This window comes from Rhodococcus koreensis (assembly GCF_017068375.1).
Taxonomy (GTDB): Bacteria; Actinomycetota; Actinomycetes; order Mycobacteriales; family Mycobacteriaceae; genus Rhodococcus_F; species Rhodococcus_F koreensis.
The window spans coordinates 4,765,870-4,781,128 of the sequence record NZ_CP070609.1 but is presented as its reverse complement, the minus strand read 5'-3'; the positions used below and the strand labels follow the sequence as shown (position 1 = coordinate 4,781,128).

At 68.0% G+C, this 15,259-nt stretch carries 18 protein-coding genes; 14 read left to right on the top strand and 4 right to left on the bottom strand.

Features of this window, described 5'->3' with window-relative positions:
• The first annotated feature begins 6 nt into the window (after positions 1 to 6).
• Entirely contained in the window at positions 7 to 1,455 is a 1,449-nt protein-coding gene (locus JWS14_RS21935; protein ID WP_072938722.1) for an ATP-binding protein, read from the top strand.
• On the top strand, positions 1,448 to 1,795 hold the full coding sequence (locus JWS14_RS21930) for a UBP-type zinc finger domain-containing protein (RefSeq protein ID WP_206014353.1): 348 nt from the start codon (positions 1,448 to 1,450) through the stop codon (positions 1,793 to 1,795). Before JWS14_RS21935 ends, JWS14_RS21930 begins: the two co-directional genes overlap by 8 nt.
• 1 nt (position 1,796) lies before the next feature.
• Here JWS14_RS21930 and JWS14_RS21925 read toward each other — a convergent pair whose 3' ends face one another.
• On the bottom strand, positions 1,797 to 2,144 hold the full coding sequence (locus JWS14_RS21925; RefSeq protein ID WP_072938728.1) for a hypothetical protein: 348 nt from the start codon (positions 2,142 to 2,144) through the stop codon (positions 1,797 to 1,799).
• A 156-nt stretch (positions 2,145 to 2,300) separates the two neighbouring features.
• Between JWS14_RS21925 and JWS14_RS21920 the strand changes: the two genes are divergently transcribed.
• From JWS14_RS21920 to JWS14_RS21900, 5 genes are all read left to right on the top strand, one after another.
• A complete protein-coding gene (locus JWS14_RS21920) occupies positions 2,301 to 3,068 on the top strand; it encodes an SDR family NAD(P)-dependent oxidoreductase (protein WP_206014352.1) in 768 nt (255 codons plus the stop codon).
• An 83-nt stretch (positions 3,069 to 3,151) separates the two neighbouring features.
• The gene (locus tag JWS14_RS21915; RefSeq protein WP_206014351.1) at positions 3,152 to 3,781 is read left to right on the top strand and encodes a class I SAM-dependent methyltransferase; all 630 of its coding nucleotides are present in this window, start codon (positions 3,152 to 3,154) and stop codon (positions 3,779 to 3,781) included.
• Between the two features lie 74 nt (positions 3,782 to 3,855).
• Positions 3,856 to 4,191: a hypothetical protein gene (locus JWS14_RS21910; RefSeq protein WP_206014350.1), complete on the top strand. Its 336-nt coding sequence runs from the start codon at positions 3,856 to 3,858 to the stop codon at positions 4,189 to 4,191.
• Positions 4,188 to 6,473, top strand: coding sequence for a TPR repeat domain-containing protein (locus JWS14_RS21905; protein WP_206014349.1), 2,286 nt, complete (start codon positions 4,188 to 4,190; stop codon positions 6,471 to 6,473). Before JWS14_RS21910 ends, JWS14_RS21905 begins: the two co-directional genes overlap by 4 nt.
• A 148-nt stretch (positions 6,474 to 6,621) precedes the next feature.
• Positions 6,622 to 7,257, top strand: coding sequence for a hypothetical protein (locus JWS14_RS21900; protein ID WP_143051418.1), 636 nt, complete (start codon positions 6,622 to 6,624; stop codon positions 7,255 to 7,257).
• A 51-nt stretch (positions 7,258 to 7,308) separates the two neighbouring features.
• Here JWS14_RS21900 and JWS14_RS21895 read toward each other — a convergent pair whose 3' ends face one another.
• Positions 7,309 to 7,983 (bottom strand): YoaK family protein, encoded by a 675-nt coding sequence (locus JWS14_RS21895; RefSeq protein ID WP_072938743.1) that lies wholly within the window; start codon positions 7,981 to 7,983, stop codon positions 7,309 to 7,311.
• A 37-nt stretch (positions 7,984 to 8,020) separates the two neighbouring features.
• Positions 8,021 to 9,577 carry a TM0106 family RecB-like putative nuclease gene (locus JWS14_RS21890; RefSeq protein ID WP_206014348.1) on the bottom strand — a complete coding sequence of 519 codons (1,557 nt, stop codon included), beginning with the start codon at positions 9,575 to 9,577 and terminating at the stop codon, positions 8,021 to 8,023.
• A gap of 162 nt (positions 9,578 to 9,739) precedes the next feature.
• On the opposite strand from JWS14_RS21890, the gene JWS14_RS21885 reads away from it, so the two are divergent.
• Genes JWS14_RS21885 through JWS14_RS21865 form a run of 5 tightly spaced genes read left to right on the top strand, consistent with a single transcriptional unit; the run spans position 9,740 to position 13,112 of the window.
• Positions 9,740 to 10,393 (top strand): DUF6474 family protein, encoded by a 654-nt coding sequence (locus JWS14_RS21885; protein ID WP_095862793.1) that lies wholly within the window; start codon positions 9,740 to 9,742, stop codon positions 10,391 to 10,393.
• A gap of 16 nt (positions 10,394 to 10,409) precedes the next feature.
• Positions 10,410 to 10,928 carry a hypothetical protein gene (locus JWS14_RS21880; RefSeq protein WP_206014347.1) on the top strand — a complete coding sequence of 173 codons (519 nt, stop codon included), beginning with the start codon at positions 10,410 to 10,412 and terminating at the stop codon, positions 10,926 to 10,928.
• 41 nt (positions 10,929 to 10,969) lie between these two features.
• Entirely contained in the window at positions 10,970 to 11,638 is a 669-nt protein-coding gene (locus JWS14_RS21875; RefSeq protein ID WP_206014346.1) for a YcnI family copper-binding membrane protein, read from the top strand.
• Positions 11,635 to 12,168: a copper resistance CopC family protein gene (locus JWS14_RS21870; RefSeq protein ID WP_206014345.1), complete on the top strand. Its 534-nt coding sequence runs from the start codon at positions 11,635 to 11,637 to the stop codon at positions 12,166 to 12,168. The genes JWS14_RS21875 and JWS14_RS21870 overlap by 4 nt, the downstream gene beginning before the upstream one ends.
• Positions 12,169 to 12,173: 5 nt before the next feature.
• Positions 12,174 to 13,112, top strand: coding sequence for a CopD family protein (locus tag JWS14_RS21865; protein ID WP_072938754.1), 939 nt, complete (start codon positions 12,174 to 12,176; stop codon positions 13,110 to 13,112).
• Positions 13,113 to 13,162: 50 nt separating this feature from the next.
• Here JWS14_RS21865 and JWS14_RS21860 read toward each other — a convergent pair whose 3' ends face one another.
• Entirely contained in the window at positions 13,163 to 14,068 is a 906-nt protein-coding gene (locus tag JWS14_RS21860) for an NADP-dependent oxidoreductase (protein ID WP_476748565.1), read from the bottom strand.
• 149 nt (positions 14,069 to 14,217) lie between these two features.
• Here JWS14_RS21860 and JWS14_RS21855 point away from each other — a divergent pair, with 149 nt between their 5' ends.
• Together JWS14_RS21855 and JWS14_RS21850 are read left to right on the top strand one after the other, a co-directional pair.
• Positions 14,218 to 14,583, top strand: coding sequence for a RidA family protein (locus JWS14_RS21855; RefSeq protein ID WP_072949157.1), 366 nt, complete (start codon positions 14,218 to 14,220; stop codon positions 14,581 to 14,583).
• Positions 14,584 to 14,691: 108 nt separating this feature from the next.
• Positions 14,692 to 15,252 carry a MarR family winged helix-turn-helix transcriptional regulator gene (locus JWS14_RS21850; RefSeq protein ID WP_174705575.1) on the top strand — a complete coding sequence of 187 codons (561 nt, stop codon included), beginning with the start codon at positions 14,692 to 14,694 and terminating at the stop codon, positions 15,250 to 15,252.
• Positions 15,253 to 15,259: the final 7 nt, after the last annotated feature.

Genomic DNA, 15,259 nt, shown 5'->3' with positions numbered 1-15,259 from the left:
CAGACCATGAGCCGACTTCCGTGCGATCCCCCCGAGCTGAGGACGCTGTTCCTCTTCGAGAAGCTCACCGACCACCAGCTCGAGCAGCTCTGCGAGAAGGGGCACGTCGAGCTGATCGAACCCGGCCCGGTGTTCGCGGAGGGTGAGATCGCAACGTGCTTCTACGTGCTGATCGAAGGCGAACTCGTGCTGAGCAAGCTGTCGGGCGGCGAGGAGATCGAGTTCAACCGGACGTCGCAGCGCGGCGTGTACTCCGGGGCCTGGCAGTCGTACCTCGGCGACCGCGCGCCCCAGACGTACACCGCGTCGATGCGCGTCACCGCGCCGTCGAAGTTCTTCGTCCTCGACGCCGACCGGTTCGGGCAGCTGATGCGCGAATGGTTCCCGATGGCCGTGCACCTGCTGGAGGGACTGTTCTTCGGCAACCAGAACGCGAAGCAGGTCGTCGATCAGCGGGAGCGCCTCCTGGCGCTGGGGTCGCTGTCGGCGGGGCTCACGCACGAGCTGAACAACCCGGCGGCCGCCGCGGTCCGGGCGACGGCGTCGCTACGCGACCGGGTGTCGCACATGCGGCAGAAACTCGGTGTCATCGCGTCGGGGGTGTACGACCGGCAGGCGCTGGCCACGTTGATCCGGTTGCAGGAGGAGACCGCCGAACTGGTGGCGAAGGCGCCGACGCTCTCTCCCCTCGAGGCGTCCGACCGCGAGGACGAACTCGGCGACTGGTTCGACGACCACGGCGTCTCCGGCGGCTGGGACCTGGCGCCCACGTTCGTGCAGGCCGGGCTCGACGTGCCGTGGCTGGAACGGATCGTCGCCAGTGTCGACGACGCAGCGATGGTCGAGAGCGCGATCCGCTGGCTCAACTACACCATCGAGACCGAACTGCTGATGAACGAAATCGCCGACTCCACCGCCCGGGTCTCCACGCTCGTGAACGCCGCGAAACAGTACTCGCAGATGGACCGTGCCCCCTACCAGCGCATCGACCTGCGGGAACTCCTCGACAGCTCGCTGGTGATGCTCGGCCGCAAGATCGGCGACTCGATCGCGGTGGTCAAGGAATACGATCCCACGCTGCCGCAGATCCCCGCCTACGCCGCCGAACTCAATCAGGTGTGGACGAACCTCATCGACAACGCGGTCGCCGCCATGAACGGCCACGGCACCCTCACCGTCCGCACCCGGCGCGACGGCGACATGGCGCTCATCGAGATCGGCGACACCGGACCGGGTGTGCCCGAAGAGATCCGGTCACGCATCTTCGAACCGTTCTTCACCACGAAACCCGTGGGCGAGGGAACCGGGCTCGGCCTCGACATCTCCTGGCGCATCGTCGTGAAGAAGCACCGCGGCGACCTGCGCGTGGAATCCGAACCGGGCGACACCCGGTTCCAGGTCCGCATTCCGATCGAACCCGAAGTCGCAGCAGCAGAAGGAGTCACCGATGGGTGAGCTGGACGGAATCGACCCGAGTGTGCCGCCGAGCGGGGAAGGCTGCGTCGAATGCGACAGCGCCGGCGGGTGGTGGGTGCACCTGCGCCGCTGCGCGCAGTGCGGTCACATCGGGTGCTGCGACTCCTCCCCGGAACAGCACGCCACCAAACACGCCGCCGACACCGGGCACCCCGTCGTGCGGAGCTTCGAACCGGGCGAGGACTGGTTCTGGAACTACGCCACCGAGACGGCGTTCGAAGGTCCCGAACTTGCCCCGCCGCAACATCATCCGATCGATCAGACCGTCCCCGGTCCCGGCCCCCGGGTTCCGTCGGACTGGCAGGCGCACGTTCACTGACTCAGAGTTGCGCGAAACGCTGTGCCGTCGCCGCGTCCTGCTCGTCGTACCGGGCCAGCGCCGCTTCGAACTTCGCCTTCAGATCCAGGGCGTAACGCTCGTGCGCGGCGAACGTCCCGACCGCCGAATTCTCTTCCGCGACGCCCGGGCCGCCGATCGCCGTCGCCCGGAACCGCGCGGCCAGTTCCGCCGCCGACCGCAGATGGGTTTCGCCGAGGCCGAAGTTCTCCGGCGCGAGTTCGCGGTGCGCCCGCTCCCGCAGATCCCGCATGTCCGCCGCCAACACCTCGCACGCGGCGATACACCGCACCAACGCGTCCCGATCCACTTCGAGCCGATCCTCGGTCATCCGTCCCCCTACGGTCGTCGCTCCACCCGCGAGAGAAACTACCCGCTCCCCCGTCGGCAATGCTTCCCTCAGCGCTGCCGTCACACCGAGCGACCGTTATGGTGCAGGTCACCAGGGTCGGCCAACGAAGGTCGCCGGAAACGAAGGATGCGAACTGTGGAAATTCAGGGAACCGCCGCACTGGTCACCGGAGCAGCCTCGGGCCTCGGTGCCGCCACCGCCAAGCGTCTCGCCGACGCCGGCGCCACCGTGTTCGGACTGGACCTGCAGCAGTCCATCGAACGCGCCGGCGACACCGTCCCCGACGGCGTCACCCTCCTCGCCACCGACGTCACCAGCGGCGACGAGGTCCAGGCCGCGATCGACACGATCGTCGAGTCGGGTCTGCCGCTGCGCATCGTCGTCAACTGCGCCGGCGTCGGCTGGGCCGGCCGCATCCTGTCGAAGAAGGGCCCGCACGACCTCGAACTGTTCCGCACCGTCATCACCGTCAACCTGCTCGGCACGTTCAACGTCCTGCGCCTCGCCGCCGACGCCATCTCCAAGACCGACACCGTCGACGAGTCCGGGCAGCGCGGCGTCGTCGTCAACACCGCGTCCGTCGCCGCCTTCGAGGGGCAGATCGGCCAGATCGCCTACTCCGCATCCAAGGGCGGGGTGCACGGCATGACCGTCCCCGCCGCCCGCGACCTCGCCCAGTTCGGCATCCGCGTCAACACCATCGCCCCCGGCATCATCGACACCCCGATGCTCGCCGGTGTCACCGACGAATACCGCAAGGGCCTCGAGGCCGGCGTGCCGTTCCCGTCCCGTCTCGGACAGCCCGCCGAGTACGCACAACTGGTCCAGATGATCGTCGAACACGACTACCTCAACGGTGAGACCATTCGTATGGACGGCGCCCTGCGCATGGCGCCGCGGTAGGCGGCTCCGCCGCCCGTGCGCCTTTCTGGTTGCTCCAGCTACCACAACGGCGCACGGGCGCGAAGCGCCCTAGGAGGGCTGAAATGGGGTTCTACTCGGACCGGATCGTTCCGCGACTCGTCGACATCAGTTGCGGGATGAAGTTCACCGAACCGACGCGGCGACGCGTCTGCGCCGGGCTGCGCGGGCGCGTGGTGGAGATCGGATTCGGGTCGGGCCTCAACGTCCCGTTCTATCCGGCCGCCGTCGAGTCGGTGAGCGCCGTCGAACCCGCCGACCTCGGCTGGAAGCTGGCCGGCAAGCGCCTGGCGGCGTCGACGACGCCGGTCGAAAGGTCCGGCCTCGACGGTCAGTCACTCCCCTTCCCCGACAACAGTTTCGACACCGCACTGTCCACCTGGACGATGTGCACCATCCCCGACGCCGACGCCGCACTGCGGGAGATTCGGCGGGTCCTGAAACCCGGCGGCACACTGCATTTCGTCGAGCACGGTCTCGCCCCGGACGAAAACGTCCAGCGGTGGCAGCGCCGGCTCGAACCGATCCAGAAAACCGTCGCCGGTGGTTGCCACCTCACCCGCGACATCCCCGCCCTGGTCACGAACGTCGGTTTCGACATCCAGGACCTCGACCGCTTCTACGAGACAGCCGCACCGAAAATCGTCGGCGCCTACTCACTCGGGGTTGCGGCTTCGCCACCCGTGCACGCCTGAGGAGTCCAGGGACTCGTCAACCACTCACGGGGCGCTAGGCTGCTGTCGATCCGTGAACAGACGAGGGGGGCTTCGTGGGGACGTTGAAAGCTGATCTGGAGCAGCTCGACAAGCTGGGGGGAACTTTGCGCGCACTGGCCGACGAGGCCGTTGGTCTGCGAACCGGTCCGGCGGCAGGACCGTTCGCGTCCACGCTTGGAGGTGTGATGAGCTCCGTCATCGAGGCATCCGGCATCTCCGCGGATCTCGTGGATGCAGCGCTCGTGCCGGCGATCAAGGAACGACTCGGCGAGACCGGCGACGTGATGATCCATGTCGCGCAGGAGTACCGGAACCAGGACGAATCGTCAGCCGACCGGTTCGTCGCCGCCTACACGAACGCCACCGGCGAGTGGAGCGGCGACGCATGAGCCTCACTCGCACCCAGATCGACTCCTGGAATCCCGCGACTCTGACCGAGATCGGTGACGCATGGATCGCCCTCGGCACCAAGGTCGAAGATCTCTTCACCCGATACGTCGACGGCGTGACCAAGGTCAACGACACCTACTGGGAGGGCAAAATCGCCGAGGCCGCCCAGAACCGGGCGAATGCCGACAAGAAGACGGCGCTTGTCGTGGTCGATCAACTGGAAGCACTCGCCAACCGTGCGAAGCAGGGTTTCCACGACGTCGACGCACCCCTGCAGCGGGCGCGGATGGCGATCGTGGCCGCCGAGTCTGCGGGTTTCCGCATAGCCGACGACCTGACGGTCACCGATCCCGGGACCCCCGATCCCGACAACGATCGCGTGAACGACATGACCGGATGGCAACGCGACATCGCCGACGCCGCGTCGGCGACGGAAACTGCCGACGCAACCGTCAGGGACGCACTCGCTTCCGCTCGCGACGGGCTCCGGGCAACGTTCACCTCCGCCGCGGCGCTGGGCTCCGATCAGGGTGCGTCCGACGGAACGCAACTCATCTCCGACCCCGCCGGATTGAATCCCGAACAGATCCAGAGGCTGACCGAGGCCGGGGAACTGACCCCCGAACAACTCGACGCCGTGAACTCCGGCAACGCCGCGACGATCCCTGCGTCGCAGATGGAGTATCTGAATCAGGTCAGCCGGTCACTGGACGGAAAGAGTCCACAGGAGATCCAGCAGATCATGGACAAGCTGCCTCCGGACTCTGCGCGTGCCCTGGCGAACTCGCTTCAGATCGTGTCGAACGACAAGATCACGGCCACCGTCAAGGGCGACTCGCAGGTGCCGACGACCGGCGGCCTGAACCTGCTACCCGACAAGATGGTCGAATCGCTGACCCGGGACGATCTCGTGACCCGCGATTTCAAGATGGTCGGGCCCACCGGTGCATCCAGCGTCGAACTGAACGGAGTCGCCGACAACCAGGCGATCGCCGACATCGTCCAGGCAGGCGATGCACAGTACAAGAGCTGCAGCAGCCTCGATCAGCACCTCCTGGAGGTCGGTCGCCAGTACCTCGACGCCCAGGTCGCGCACGAACAGAACCCGAACCACAAGTTCGAGTACTTCACGGTCGACGGCCGGGGAACCGAGAACACGGCGATCACCGAAGGCATCTTCACCGCCGTCGGCGACGACAAGATCGCCGTCCAGCACGCGGTCACCCAGCCCGACACCGGCCAGAATCTGGTGCGCGACGTCCTCACTCACAACTGGTCCGACAACGGGCAAGCAGCAGCCTCGATGTTCCGGTTCGACGACGCAGAGGCCACTGTCGAGGACCCCCACAACCCGGCCGACGTCGAAGCCGCGACACGCCGCGGGCAGATCATGTCAGCCGTCGCCGAGAACATGAGTACCGACTGGGACACGCTCCGGGGAATACCCGGCACCGACGGGCAATCCGTCGGAGAGGTCAACCCGGACCTTCTTCGGACCATGTCCCACAGCATGAGTCCGTACATCAGCGACCTCGCGGGCGCCGGCCGACCAGAAAACCCCGGCTTCGACATCGGCACCTGGGCAGACCCCGCCGACAACAACCACTTCGGCGGCTCGTCGAACGTATTCGCCGTGATGAACACCGACCCCGAGGCCGGAACACACTTCACCCAGTCCTCGATGCAGGAAATCCTTGCCGCGGAGGGCCGGTACGCACACGACCCCGCGGCACCCCTGGCCGGTGGCGACCTCTCCACCGCAGGCCGAATCCACGGCCTCATGGACAGGGGACTACTCCTCTCGACCGAGGACAGCTACAGCGACAAGGCCGAGCAGGCGCAGGCAATCTACGACCGCAAAGCGGCGGCATACGGCGTTCTCACCAGCATCGGCTCCGTAGGCCTGGACCGCCTTCCCGGCGGGGAATTCATCAACACCATGATCGACGCGGGCGGCGACCCCCTGAAAGACGCCGTCATCGGCAAGGCGCCGGGGCCGGCACCCTCCGTCGCCCTGGAAGCTCCGGACTTCTACCGCGACTACTACAACATTCTTCAAGCGACGCCGGAGCTTCCCGCGAGCTTCCGAGGGGATTACCCCTGGGCATTCGATTCGTCTGGCGACCTCCTGTCTTGGGAGGACCTCCGTTCGAATGCCGAGATGAAAGGTTACGGAAAGGATCCTCTCCAAACCATGTTCAGCAACCTCGGCGATCCGGCCGACGGGAACGGGGAACGTATCCGAAACGGTTACGACGACGTGGTACGCAACGATGGTTGATCGCGCGGGTTTCGCACTCACCTTGGGAACGGTGGTTCTTCTGTCGACCAGCTGCGCCGAGGAAACTGCACCTGAACCGGATCCGCCTCCTCCGGCAGAGACCACGGTCTTGTACTCCAACGTCTGGTCTGGCGGATCCGATGTCGACGTGTCCAACCGGAGCGCCGAACTCGTACGCGCGGCCTACGAGGCGGGAGAACTCACGTCCTATGTAGGCCTGAGCAACTCGTATCCCGGATATGAAAGTGCTGTCGGCGGCCCCGCGAGACAAGGTGATCGCGACAAGGAGGAGTTCCTCACCTGGCGAGAACCTGAGGACACCAGCCAGGCTGCGGGAACGAACTTCGTGTACATCGCCGACTTTGCAACCACGGATTCAAGAGTGGCGGCCACGGTATGTAGTTACGAGCTCTTTTCCGAGCCGCGGCCAAACATCACCCTGAATCCATTGAATGCGGCGTTCCGTGTCGAGCTGGAACGGACCGCCGCCGACCCGGGGCAGCCGGGAATTCCCGACACCGACCCTGCCCAGCAGGACGCTCGTGCGAATCGGGTGCCGACGTGGAATGTGTTCGAGGGCTGGAAGATCACCAAGCTCCACTACCTGCGCCGGCTGGACGGTGACGTCATTCCTCAGGGGTGCACGGACTGGTGGCAGCAGCAGTTCCCGGCATTCGCCGCGAATGCATCCGGCAACCTCGTTCCGCCTCCCGGTTTCGAGCCGCCGACGATGCCGGTCGCCGTCCAGTATCCGGAGTGGATCGGGCCCGCGAATTCGGAGTAGGCGGCTTCGCCGCCCGTGCGTGCGTAAGGAGTCCCTGGACTCGTCAACCGCTCACAGGCGGCGGCGCCGCACGTCGTCGACGTAGAACAGGATGAGGGCGACGATGAGGAGGGCCGCGGGGATCCAGGCGGCGGATCCGCCGAAGTAGCGGGTGGCGAAGGCGCCGAGGACGGCGCCGCCCGCGAAGCTGCTCACGATGGCTGCGTACACCCGGGTGTGCCGCCGCGATTCGGGGATCTTCTCGATGAATCCGGCGTACGCCGCCTCGGTGAAGCGCATGAGGTTGCCGGTGGTGGCGACGGCGATGTAGGACAGCGATCCGATGGTGCGGAACAGGCCGAACTGCATGGCCGCGACGAACGCGATGGGCACGGTGACGAGCGCGTTGGGGACGTCCGGGGGGACGAACGCGACCGCGACGAGGACGACGATCTGCGCGACCATCGCGATCCGGATCGGGTGGTCGAAGACGCTGTGGGCGAGTTCGCCCTTGAGCAGGTGCGCGAATGCGACTCCGACGATGAACGCGAGGATCGGCCACAGGTGTGCGCGTGCGGCGTGGAAGTGCCGCTCGGACAGGTCGATGGCCATGAGGATGACGTTGCCGGTCTGGGCGTTCGCGAAGACGCCGCCGCGGCTGATGTAGGTATAGGCGTCGAGGAAGCCGCCCGCGGCGGTGAGGAGCAGCGCGAACCGCAGCGTCGTGGATGTCTTCGGCACCTCCACCTGACCACCCCTACCGAATCGGGCCCTGCATTGCAGCCTAGAGGTCGGATGCGAGCGGGATCTCGTTCTCGGCCCGATCCGACATCCATTCGCGCAGTACTTTCGTGGCGATAACGTCGTCCTCGTTGTATTGCAGCAGTCGTTCGCGCTGGGTGAGGTCGGGTTCGCCGTCGTAGCCGACGGCTTCGCGGTACCAGCTCATGGATGCTTCGCCTCCGGCGTCGGCGTCACGCCACCGGAATCCGGCGACGGGGGCGATCTTCTTGAGGCCCTTGCCGCCGGGGCAGATGAACTGGTCGCTGATCGCCTGGTAGATGTCGACCCATTGTGGGCTGTCGATGAATTCGCGGATCTCGGCTTCGGTGGGGATGCCGGGCGTCCCGGCGAACCGGCGGGCGGAGTCCAGCAACCACTTGTCCTCGGCGGACCGCGAATAGCAGTAGGCGGCGAAGGTTCTGCCGCTCAGGGCCGCCGCTTCCCGCTCGGCCATCAGCCACGTCCAGAATTCCGCGAACGACCGGGCCTCGTCCTGCGTCGGCACCGGGTCCCAGCTGACGAACGGCCGGTACGCGGACACCCCGTCCACGTTGAGCAGTGTCCCCCACAGGTAGGCGCCGTGCTCCTGGTAGCTCTCCATGTCGACGTCGACCTCGACGTCGGCGCGCGTCACCCGGATCTCGGGGAAGCGTCGCACCAGCGGCGCCCCCGCGAGCCAGGCCTTGGCGGTGACGACGGCGTCCTCGAACGCGCCGTGCGGCCAGTCCTCGAGGGGTTCGCGGTCCCATGCGGCGAGGTCGTCGATGGTGTGGCAGCCCGCGTCGCGCAGCATGTCGGCGCGCGACCCCGTGGCCACCAGGCTCACGTCGTGCGTCTGTGTCAGCTGTTCCTCGCACCCGGGCCACCACGGGCAGGACCGGCATTCGCCGATCCTCGACGGCACGGTCGCCGATTCCCCGCGGGCGACGGCGAGCCGGTCGGCGAAGCGTTCGTCGTAGTCGTCGAGGATGGTGGTGAGGTCGTGCACGTAGATGACGTCGGAGCCGTAACCGATGGCGCCGGCCACCAGGGCGGGACTCGCCAGCCCGTGCCGCTCGAGCATCCGGTATACCTGCGCGACGCGCATCTGGTCACGGACCTGGCTGCGGGGCTTCCGCGCCACGTCCTCCCGCGGTTGCCACTCGAACATTCCCGACGTCACCGCGCCGCGGCCGGGATCGGTGACCTTGTGGTTGACGACGATCACCGGGATGTACCCACCGTGGTCCTCGTCGCGGAGCAGGATCTCGCAGCGCGCCCTCCGGCCGGCGTCGCGGTCGAGCGGGAGCACGGCTCCCCAGATGCGGTCCACGCCCGCCTCGCATGCGGCGAGGGTGTCCTCGGCACGCCGGCGCAGGCTCTGCTCGGTGTCGATCTGCACCCACCGTTCCGGTGCGTGCTCGGTGAGGGTCCGGCGAACCTCGTCACGTTTGGCGGCGGCGGCATCCTGGCGCTGGCGGACGCCCGGGTCCTCCGGCGCGGCCGCGAGTTGTTCGGGGAACGCCGCGTCGAGGTGCACCCGATGGCGGCACCGCGTCAGGGCGCTGGCATCGATCACCGTCCCCGACACCTTTCCGGGAGAGGCGTCGGGTTCTGATTGCTGACCGATATGGGAACACACGATGACGAAGATTATGTGCTCCCCTAGGCTGATCCCGAAGCACCGGATGCAGTTGGTAGCGTGGGCTCCGCTGAAACACCAGGAAAAGGGGTCTTTTCGATGGGGTTGTTGAAGAAACGTAAGTCCCGAGCCACCCGCAAGGCGGAAGCCAAGGCACTCCGGCACAAGGCTGGAGTGGAGGCGAAGCTGAGCGCGAAGAACGAACGGAAACGCGACAAGCAGGCTGCGAAGGCCGGGCGCAAGCTCGAGGCCGCCGAACTGAGGTCGCTGAAGAAGGTCGAGAAGGCTCAGATCGCTGCGTTGAAGGCCGAGGAGAAGGCCGCCGCCCAGAAGGGTTTCACCGTCGCCGCCGTCCGCAAGTACCTCGGCGTCGCTCGACTGCTGACACCGGTGCTGCTGCCGATCGCCTACCGCGCCGCCACCGTCGTGCGCGGGCAGATCGACGCCCGGCGTGCCGACCGGATGGGCATCGACGTCGACCAGCTCGCCAACTTCACCGGGCACGGCGCCAAGCTCAGCGCCCGCATCGCCGGTGCCGAAAGCACCACCACGGAGATCCTCGCGCAGAAGCCGGACGACGCGGAGACGCAGAAGTTCGCCGCCGCCATCCGCGACCGCCTCAGTGATCTCAACACCGCCGTCCGCGCGGCCGAGCAGATGCCGCAGGCCCGCCGCAAGGCCGCCCATCACGCCATCTCGTCCGAACTCGACGGAGTCGAAGCCGATCTCCTCGCCCGCCTCGGCGTGCGCTGAACGACCCGACCACTCGATGTCCCCCGCCCGCCCCGCCGCGACCGCCACCCTTCGTGGGTCGGCGGTCGGTGCGCTCGTCGCCGGTCTCGCGGTCGCGGCGCACGGCATCGGCGGGGGCGGCCTTCACGAATCCGCGGCCCTGACCCTGCTGCTCGTCACGTGCAGCGGTGTCGGCGCGGTCACCGCACAACTGCCCGCCCGCTTCCACGGACCGCTCGCACTCGTGGCGGCCCTCGGCGCCGGCCAGGTTGCCGCGCACTTCGCGCTCACGCTCACCTCGCACATGCACTCGGCGGTCCCCGCCGTGCCGATGGTCGCCGCGCACGCGGCCGCCACCGTCGTCTGCGCGCTGCTGATCGCCAACGCCGAGCGGCTGTACGGTCCCCTCGTCCACGTCTGGCGGGTGGTTCTGCGCGGTGAACCGCAGCCCGTCTCGGCAGCAAAAACGGCGCACCTCCCCGCGCGTCCCGCGAATCCCGTGGACGCCCTCCTGCGCGCGAGCATTTCGCGTCGCGGCCCACCGGTCCTGGTCTGATTCTCACCTTTTCTCCCTTCAGACCTTTCAAAGGACCTTTGATGAATTCCCTCGTTTCCCGTGCCCTTTTCACGGCCGGTGCGGCCGGTGGCGCCATGCTGCTCGCGGCCGGTGTGGCCGCTGCCCACGTGACCGTCGTCGCCCCCGGCGCCGAGCAGGGCGGCTACTCCGTCCTGACGTTCCGCGTTCCCACCGAGTCCGAGACGGCGTCTACCACCAAGCTGACCGTCACACTCCCCGACCTGAAGTCGGCCCGCACCACACCGATGCCGGGGTGGACGTCCGTCGTCGAGAAGGACCCGGCGTCCCAGGTCGCGAAGTCCGTGACGTGGACCGCCGACCCCGGTGTCGGTGTCGCGCCCGGGCAGTTCCAGCAGTTCGAGCTGTCCGCCGGACCGCTGCCGGAGCAGGAAGACGTGTCGTTCCCGGCCACCCAGACGTACAGCGACGGGGAGGTCGTCAACTGGGATCAGGCGGAAGGCCCCGATGGCGCGGAGCCCGACAAGCCGGCCCCCACCCTCACCCTCGCCGCGGCGAGCGGTGAAGATCACAGCCACGACGCCGGCGGCGCCACGACGTCCGAGGAGACCGAGACGACGGCGTCCGGCACCGACGACACCGCCCGCTGGCTCGGCGGCATCGCCCTGGTCCTGGGCGCACTCGGTGCGGCGCTCGGTCTCGGCGCGATGGTCCGGAGCCGTCGAAAATGAGACGACACACCACTGTCACGTCGGTGAAGGTGATCGCGGTCGGACTGCTGACAATGCTCGCGAGCATGCTCGGCGCCGGCACCGCTCTCGCCCATTCCGTCGTGATCAGCTCCACCCCCGAGAACGGCGCGGAAATCGCGTCCGGCCCGGAACGGGTGAGCGTCACGTTCAACGAGGCGCTGCAGGAATCGTTCGCGTCGCTGACCGTGGTGGGACCCGACGGGAACCTGTGGACAAAGGGCGACCCGGTCGTCGAAGGGCCCACGGTCAGTGCCGAACTCGGCGAGCTGGGACCGGCAGGCGTGTACACCGTCGCGTTTCGCGTCACCTCCGCCGACGGGCATCCGGTGAGCGGGACCCGCACGTTCACCCTCACCCAGGAGGGGTCGGGCACACCCGGCGCCGCGGCCGACAGCTCGGGTGAATCCGGCAGTGGCGGAGTTCCGCTGTGGCCGTTCATTGTTGCCGGTGTGCTCGTGTTCGGCGGCGGGCTGTGGTTCGCGCTTCGCAAGCCTCGCGGCGAGAACTGAGCACGGTGGGTGCGGCGCGACAGTCCTGGCTGCTGTTCGCCGTACCCACGTCGCTCGTCGGGGTCGCGTGCGGTTGGGCGCTGGCGCAACCGGAAGACCCGTCGCCGTCGAGCGCTGTCCGGGCGCTGTGCCTGGTGCTCGGTTCGGTCGTCCTCGGACTCGCCGCGCTGGGCTGGTGCAGTCGGGCGGACAGCCGTCCCCTCTTGCGGGACCAACGGCTGTGGCGGTTGTCGACCGCGGTCGCCGGCGCGTGGATGCTCGCCGAGGCCGTGCTGCTGTCGATGACGGCGGCGGAGGCCGACGCCCTGGGGTTGTCCGAGCTGTCGGTCGGGCGGTTCGGTGCCTACGTGACCGAGATCAGTGCGGGACGCGTCGACCTCGCCGTTCTCGTGTGCACGGCCGCGGCCACCGTGTGGTCGGCGGTCGCGTTCCGTCGCAGCGACGCCCGGCTTCCCGTCCCGGTGCTGGTGCTCGCGGCACTGGCCCTGGTGGCCCGGCCGATCACCGGCCACATGTCGCAGCAGGTTCTCGGCTCGGTTCTCGATGTCGTCCACGCGCTGTCCGCCGCCGTGTGGTTCGGACTCCTCGCCGCGCTCGCCCTGATGCTCCGGTCGCGTGGGGACTGGTCGTCGTGGCTGCCGAGGTACTCCGTCGTCGCGTGGCGGTGCGTGTGGCTGCTGACCGCGACCGGTGTGATCGACGCCGCGGTCCGGCTGGGTGGGGTGACGCCCCTGTTCGACACCGGTTACGGCCGCATCGTGCTCGCCAAGGCGGTGGCGTTGGCGGCACTGCTCGGGCTCGGCTGGTGGTGGCGGCGAACGTGGGTCGTCCAGGCGGCCGCGCACCGGATCACCGCGGAAGGGTCCCTGCGGCGCGCGATCGTCGAGGTGGTGGTGATGGCCGTTCCGTTCGGTCTCGCCGCCGCCCTTGCCACCACCGCCTGACCCGTGAGTACTTGTTAACCACGGGCGGTTAATAAGTACTCACGGGCGCGTCAGCGCACGAGGAGGAGCTTCCCGCGGCTGCCACCCTTCTCGCCGGCGCGCTGCGCGTCGGCCGCTTCGGCCAGCGGGAACGTGCGGGCCGGCGGGAGGGCCAGCTTCCCGTCCACGACGAGGGCGCCCAGCCTGCGCAGTGTCTCCGCGCTGCGGTCGCCGGCGTTGCCGGACGAGAAGGTGATTCCCAGCCCGAACGCGGCACCGTCCGACAGCGTCACGATCCGGTCGGTGCCCCCGCGCAGTTCCATCGCCACCTCGAGTCCGCCGAAGCCGAGGTCGAGGACGGCGTCGACGCCGTTCGGGGCGAGTTCACGCACCCGGTCCGCCAGTCCCTCGCCGTACGTCGTGGGGGTCACGCCCAGCTCCCGCAGCGTGTCGTGGTGTTTCTCGCTCGCGGTGCCGATCACGGTGACTCCCGCGTCCAGCGCCAGTTGCGCCGCAATGGTTCCCACCGCACCCGACGCACCGTTCACCAGCAGCGTCTCACCGGACTTCAGCTTCAGGAGCCGGAGTCCCCGAGTGGCGGCCTCGCCGGCGACGGGAATGGTGGCGGCGTCCGTCCAGCTCAGCCCACTCGGCTTCGGCACGACTATCGAGGCGAGCGCGTATTCGGCGTAGCCGCCGGTGTCGGACCAGCCGAACACGTCGTCGCCCACCAGCACACCGGTCGCGTCCGGACCGACCGCGTCGACGACGCCGGCGACCTCGCTGCCCGGGATCTTCGGAAACTGCACCGACATCACCTCGGCCATCGATCCCGACCGCAGCTTCCAGTCGATCGGGTTGACGCCAGCGGCCCTGATGAGGAGGCGCACCTGGTTTCCGGTGGGCTCGGGTACCGGCACGTCGTGGATCTCGAGCACCTCGGGACCGCCGTAGGACGAGTAGGAGACTGCCTTCATGGTCTGGTTCGAATTCGTCATGCCCTCAATCTCGTCCTCGGCGGTCCGTCGCGCCAGGAGTTCGGTCGGACTTCGCTTCCCAGACCCTGTCAATTAGTTTAGCGCTAAGATATAGTGGCCGGAGCAGCCCACCGAGAAAGCGAGCCTCCATGTCCCTCACCGAAGTCACCGCCCACCACCCCTACAGCCCGGCCGTGGTCGCGGGCGGACTGGCGTTCGTCTCCGGCGCACTGTCCGTCGACGCCGAGGGCACCGCCGTCCCGGGCCGCACCGAGGCGCTCGACGCCGCCGTCGACCGCATGGTCGATCGCCTCGCGACCGTCGGCGGGCAGCTGCAGGACGTCGTCAAGCTCACCTACTACGTCACCGACCTGTCGCTGCGCGAGGAGGCGAACCGCCAGTTCGAGCGCATCTTCGACGAGCCGCGTCCCGCACGCACGTTCCTCGAGGTGAGCAGCCTCCCCTACGGCGCCATCGCCGAGATCGACGCCGTCGCGGCGGTCGCGGGCCACTGACGGCACTGACGTCCGGCCGCGCCGCGGGTCCCCGTTTCGAGCAATCGACGGGGACCCGCGGAGCGTCGCCGTCACCTATGCTCGTTTCGATATCTTGGTACTAAACAGATGAGACCCTCGAGAATCCAGGAGGTGCGCCCGGTGACGCAACGCCCCGTTCCAGATCGCGATGCCGTCGACGACATCGTCGACCAGTGGGCCCACCAGTGGCCGGACCTGGATGTGAGTCCGCTGAAAGTGCTGGGCCGCCTGCACCGTTCGTATCTGCGGTACCAGTCGTCCCTCGCGGCGGTGTTCGAGGAGCATGGCATCAACATGGCGTCGTTCGACGTCATGGCCGCCCTCCGACGTTCGGGTCCGCCGTACCGGATGACGTCCGGACAGTTGGCGGAGTCCGCCCTCGTCACTACCGGGGGTGTGACACTGCGCGTCGACCGTCTCGAGAAGGCGGGACTCGTGCAGCGGGAGCGCGACGCCGAGGACCGCCGCATCGTGCACGCGCAACTCACCGACGAGGGCCTGCGGGTGATCGAGAAGGTCGCGGAGGCCCACTTCGCCAACGAGTCCCAGATCCTCAGCGGGATGTCGAAGGACGATCAGGCGGCGCTGGCCGAATTGCTCCGCAAGCTCGAGCACTCGATCGTCGAGAACCAGGCCCCCACCGCCTGAGCGGAAA

Bases quoted from the DNA above. Each gene is read 5' to 3' on its own strand.
- JWS14_RS21935 (WP_072938722.1), top strand. From the start codon at position 7: ATGAGCCGACTTCCGTGCGATCCCCCCGAGCTGAGGACGCTGTTCCTC.
- JWS14_RS21930 (WP_206014353.1), top strand. From the start codon at position 1,448: ATGGGTGAGCTGGACGGAATCGACCCGAGTGTGCCGCCGAGCGGGGAA.
- JWS14_RS21925 (WP_072938728.1), bottom strand. From the start codon at position 2,144: ATGACCGAGGATCGGCTCGAAGTGGATCGGGACGCGTTGGTGCGGTGT.
- JWS14_RS21915 (WP_206014351.1), top strand. From the start codon at position 3,152: ATGGGGTTCTACTCGGACCGGATCGTTCCGCGACTCGTCGACATCAGT.
- JWS14_RS21905 (WP_206014349.1), top strand. From the start codon at position 4,188: ATGAGCCTCACTCGCACCCAGATCGACTCCTGGAATCCCGCGACTCTG.
- JWS14_RS21885 (WP_095862793.1), top strand. From the start codon at position 9,740: ATGGGGTTGTTGAAGAAACGTAAGTCCCGAGCCACCCGCAAGGCGGAA.
- JWS14_RS21880 (WP_206014347.1), top strand. From the start codon at position 10,410: ATGTCCCCCGCCCGCCCCGCCGCGACCGCCACCCTTCGTGGGTCGGCG.
- JWS14_RS21875 (WP_206014346.1), top strand. From the start codon at position 10,970: ATGAATTCCCTCGTTTCCCGTGCCCTTTTCACGGCCGGTGCGGCCGGT.
- JWS14_RS21870 (WP_206014345.1), top strand. From the start codon at position 11,635: ATGAGACGACACACCACTGTCACGTCGGTGAAGGTGATCGCGGTCGGA.
- JWS14_RS21860 (WP_476748565.1), bottom strand. From the start codon at position 14,068: ATGAAGGCAGTCTCCTACTCGTCCTACGGCGGTCCCGAGGTGCTCGAG.
- JWS14_RS21855 (WP_072949157.1), top strand. From the start codon at position 14,218: ATGTCCCTCACCGAAGTCACCGCCCACCACCCCTACAGCCCGGCCGTG.
- JWS14_RS21850 (WP_174705575.1), top strand. From the start codon at position 14,692: ATGAGACCCTCGAGAATCCAGGAGGTGCGCCCGGTGACGCAACGCCCC.